The organism is Rhodopseudomonas sp., assembly GCF_048594845.1.
Classification (GTDB): domain Bacteria; phylum Pseudomonadota; class Alphaproteobacteria; order Rhizobiales; family Xanthobacteraceae; genus Rhodopseudomonas.
The window spans coordinates 1-4,084 of the sequence record NZ_JBMDXE010000226.1 but is presented as its reverse complement, the minus strand read 5'-3'; the positions used below and the strand labels follow the sequence as shown (position 1 = coordinate 4,084).

Annotated in this window: 3 protein-coding genes; all 3 read right to left on the bottom strand. The window is 64.3% G+C overall.

The window, feature by feature from the left end; genetic code table 11:
- The coding region (locus tag ACOJTD_RS14585) for a PAS domain-containing protein (RefSeq protein WP_420133617.1) at window positions 1-1,100 on the bottom strand (1,100 nt) is incomplete at its 3' end.
- Window positions 1,101-1,401: 301 nt separating this feature from the next.
- Window positions 1,402-2,898 (bottom strand): sugar ABC transporter ATP-binding protein, encoded by a 1,497-nt coding sequence (locus ACOJTD_RS14580; protein ID WP_420133616.1) that lies wholly within the window; start codon window positions 2,896-2,898, stop codon window positions 1,402-1,404.
- A complete protein-coding gene (locus ACOJTD_RS14575; RefSeq protein WP_420133615.1) occupies window positions 2,895-3,986 on the bottom strand; it encodes a hypothetical protein in 1,092 nt (363 codons plus the stop codon). The genes ACOJTD_RS14580 and ACOJTD_RS14575 overlap by 4 nt, the downstream gene beginning before the upstream one ends.
- Window positions 3,987-4,084 lie beyond the last annotated feature (98 nt).

The window sequence follows — 4,084 nt, the reverse complement described above, 5'->3', positions numbered from 1 at the left end:
TCATCGGGATGGACCGTCTCGACCACCTGCGCCAGACTGAGGCCGTCGCGGCCTTTCGCCGGATCGAGGCCGAAGGAGCGTGCGAATGCCTCATCGACGGTGAAGCGGTCGCTCGGCAGGTCCCACAGCCAAGTGCCAATGATGGCCCCGGCGGCGAGCGCGAGCTGGACGCGCTGCACGTTTTCGCGGGCGATCTTCTCACTCTCGCGCAGTGCCGCTTCGGCCTGTTTGCGGGCGGATATGTCGCGAAACAGCACCGAGACCTGCCGCAGCTCTGGCGGCTCGATCCGCGTCGCAGACACTTCGATGACGCGATTGACCGCAATGAAGTCGCGCTCGAAATGGATCGGTCGGCCGGTGAGGAGAACGCTGCGATACAGTTCGGCCCAGCCGTCGGCCTCATCAGGCACAAGATCGCGCAGTGTGCGGCCGACAATGTCGGGAATGCCGGTCTGTTTCTCGTAGCCGGCATTGGCCTCGATATGGACGTAGTCGCTCAGCGGTCCATGCGGACCGTCGAAGAACTCGATGATGCAGAAGCCGTCATCGATCGCTTCGAACAGCGCGCGATAGCGGGCCTCGCTGCGGCCGACCGCGTCGTTCGCGGCACTCTGGTCTCGTAGCGCCTGCTGCAGTTTGGCGTTGGCCTCCTCGAGCGCCTTAGCCGAACGCATCGACTCGGTGTTCTCAAGACACCCACCGAGAAAGCCACCAATGGCGCCATCGTCGAGTCGGACCGGGGTGTAGAAATAGGTGAACCAAGTCTCTTCGTCATAGCCCTTGCGGCGCATGCGCAGCGGCAAATTCTGCTGCGACAGCGCTTCGCCCGCATAAGCGCGGCTCACCAGCGGTTCGAGATCCGGCCAGATCTCGGGCCAGACCTCCCGGAAGCTGCAGCCCAGCGCCCCGGGATGTCGCCGGTCCAGCAACTCGACATAGGCGTCGTTGTAGAGCAGCGTCTGCTGCGGCCCCCAAACCACAAAGCTCGGAATGGCAGATGAAAGCATGGTCGCGGCTGTCATACGCAGCGGCGGCGGCCAGCGGTCGGGCGGGCCCAGCGGCGTAGCAGTCCAGTCATAGGCGTGCACGGCAGCGTGCATCCCGACCGGATCCGGCAAACCAGAGTGCATTTTAGCCACGGTCGGCGTCTGACTTCATAGAGTTCGGAAACAGGCGATGATCATCAAACTTCGGCGCGACCGGAAGGTTGCCGACCTGGAACTTGTCCGAGCGCATCAGCCCACAACGTTCGACACGCTGTTTCGTTGCATGTGCCATCAAAAACAGACGTCTGTCAAAACGTGCGGTTGTATCCGCTTCGTACGACGGTGAAACCGAGCGCGATCATCTATCGCAACTTTCCAGGAATAAGCCTGGATATCGACTGTCGGGACGGCCAGATCAGTGGATGGCCGCGTACATGATCTTCTCCTCCGTCGCATCGAGGCAGGAGAATTCCTCGACCACCTTGCCCTGGCGGCTGACCAGGATGCGGTCGGACAAAGCCAGGATTTCCGGCAGATAGGACGAGATGACCACCACCGCCCTGCCCTCGTCGGCGAGACGGTTGATCAGTTCGTGGATTTCGACGATGGCGCCGACGTCGACGCCACGGGTCGGTTCGTCGAAGATCACCACGCTCGGATCCTGCGCGAGTGATTTGGCGATCACAACCTTCTGCTGATTGCCGCCGGACAATTCCACGACTTTGGCCTTGGGGCTGATCGCCCGGACGTTGAGCCGCTTGATCCAGCTCTCGCCGCTCGCCTGCGCCTCGCGCCGCGACAGCAGAAAGCGACCGCCAGGAAACTTGGCGAGCAGCCCGAGATAGACGTTACGGGCGATCGACATCGTCTCGAAGAAGCCCTCGACCTTGCGGTCCTCGGTAATGTAGGCGATGCCGTCCTTCACCGCCGGCGCCGGCACGCGGTAACGCACCGGTTCGCCGCGCAGCAGGATCTCGCCGCCGTGGAAGAAGTCTCGCTTCAGCACGCCGGCGGCGATCTTGAACGTCTCGGTGCGGCCGGCCCCGACCAGACCGAACACCCCGGTGATCTGGCCGGCGAAGATCGACAGCGAATTGTTCTTGACCATCGGCGCCAGCTTGAGATTCTGGATCGTCAGCATCCGCTCTCCGGCCGGACGCACTGTGGTCTTGCGCTTGCCGTAGAGCGTGTTCGACAGGTCGCGCCCGACCATGGCCTGGACGATGCGGTCGCGGTCGAAATTGCGGGCGTCGTCGGTGACGACGTTCTTGCTATCGCGCAGCACCGTGATGCGGTCGGCGAGTAGCAGCGCCTCCTCCAGCGCGTGCGAGATGAACACGATCGAGACGCCGCGCTTCTTCAGATCACGCACCAGATCGAAGAAGTACTTCTTCTCCTCCGGAGTCAGCGTCGCGGTGGGCTCGTCGAAGATGATGACCTTGGCCTGATGCAGCACGGCGCGGGCGATCTCCACCATCTGCTTCTGCGCTGCGCCGAGCATGCCGACCGTCGCGGTCGGCGTCACATCGAAGTTGAGCGACTGCAGGAATTGCTGGGCGGCGATGTAGATCCCGCGCAGCCGATTGTAGAATTTCTCCTGGCCGAGAAACAGGTTCTGCGCCACCGTCATGGTCGGCACCAGGCTGTTCTCCTGAAACACCATGCCGATGCCGAGATGCCGCGCTTCGAGCGGCGTCTTCGGCGCGACTTCCTTGCCGTCGACCAGCATGGTGCCGGAGGTGAGCGTCACCACGCCGGCCATCGCCTTGGTCAGCGTCGATTTGCCGGCACCGTTCTCGCCCACCAATGCGTGGATCTCGCCGCGCCGCAATTGAAAATCGACGCCGTCGATCGCGGGCACGCCGGAGTACAGCTTGGTGGCCTTGCGGAATTCGAGCACGTTGTCCGTCATGCGCCGGCCTCGGCTTGGATTTCGGAGAGTTTGAGCCGCAACAGACGGCCCGGCCCCTTGGCGAGGACATAGAGGCTATCCGCGACTTGCACGGCGGCCACGACGCCGTGGTTGGTGCCGTCGACGCGGCTGTGCAACGAATACAGCGGCGCGTAGTCGGCGCCCAGACGGACAACCAGGCCGTAAGATCGCGGCGGCGCCCACGGCTTGATGATGCCCATGGTCTTGAGATGTGCGCCTTGCATCGGCTCGCGGAACGAGTGCCCCGCGGTGAGCCGCGGCACGATCCAGAACGCCGGATCGATCTCCGCCATCATCCGACGCCGATACGCCGCCTCCCGCAGCACAAACTCGATCAGTTGGGTGCGTGCCGTGAACGCCGTCAGCCAGAACCCGCCGCTGGGAGCGGGCGTCACCCGCGACGGATAAACCGGCAAATGATCGAAAACCGGCTTGGTGTCGCCCTTCCCGCTCACAGCGATCAGGCGATGACGCCAGCTCTCGCTCACCAGCATGGTGTCGCCCGACGCTGCCGCGCCGAAGGCGTAGCGCAGGCCCGACGCGACAACGTCGACCTTGCGCGACGCGGGATCGACCGACAGCAGCCGGCCGCTGCGGCCGCGGCTGAGCAGATCGCGGCCCCACTCCGCATAGGGCAACTCGGTCGAACCGTCGGTCGCCAGGATGGTGCCGCCCCGCCCCGGTGCCACTGCGTTGACGGCTGTCATGCCGGCACCGCTGATGGCGACATCGCTGCTATCACCCGGTGCGAACACCCGCACCTCGCGTCCCGCCAGCGCCACCGCGAGCCGGCCATCCGGTAACACGCATAGCGCGGTCAGCGGCTGATCGAACTGCCGCACCGGCACCAACGATGCACCGTCCATCCTCAGCACGGCATTGCCGTCTGCGACGTAGAGCGTCGTGCCATCGGTCGCGAGATCTTCTGCGCCCGGCAGCGTTGCGACGATCTCAGCGTGTTCGAGCGCCTGGTTGGGCTTCAGCGCGCCGTCGAACGGCGGCACCGTGATGGCGCCCTCGCCGCGGCCGAGGAAGCGATGCGCGAATTCGCGAAGCGCCGGGATCATGACTGTTTCCCCCATCGCTTGTCGTATTGCACGAAGTTGGGATCGGCGCCGTCGAGCTTGTAGCGGCCGATCCGGTTGTTGGCGATGCCACCGAGATA

Coding starts and splice junctions, on each gene's coding strand:
- ACOJTD_RS14575 (WP_420133615.1), bottom strand. CDS start 3,986: ATGATCCCGGCGCTTCGCGAATTCGCGCATCGCTTCCTCGGCCGCGGC.
- ACOJTD_RS14580 (WP_420133616.1), bottom strand. CDS start 2,898: ATGACGGACAACGTGCTCGAATTCCGCAAGGCCACCAAGCTGTACTCC.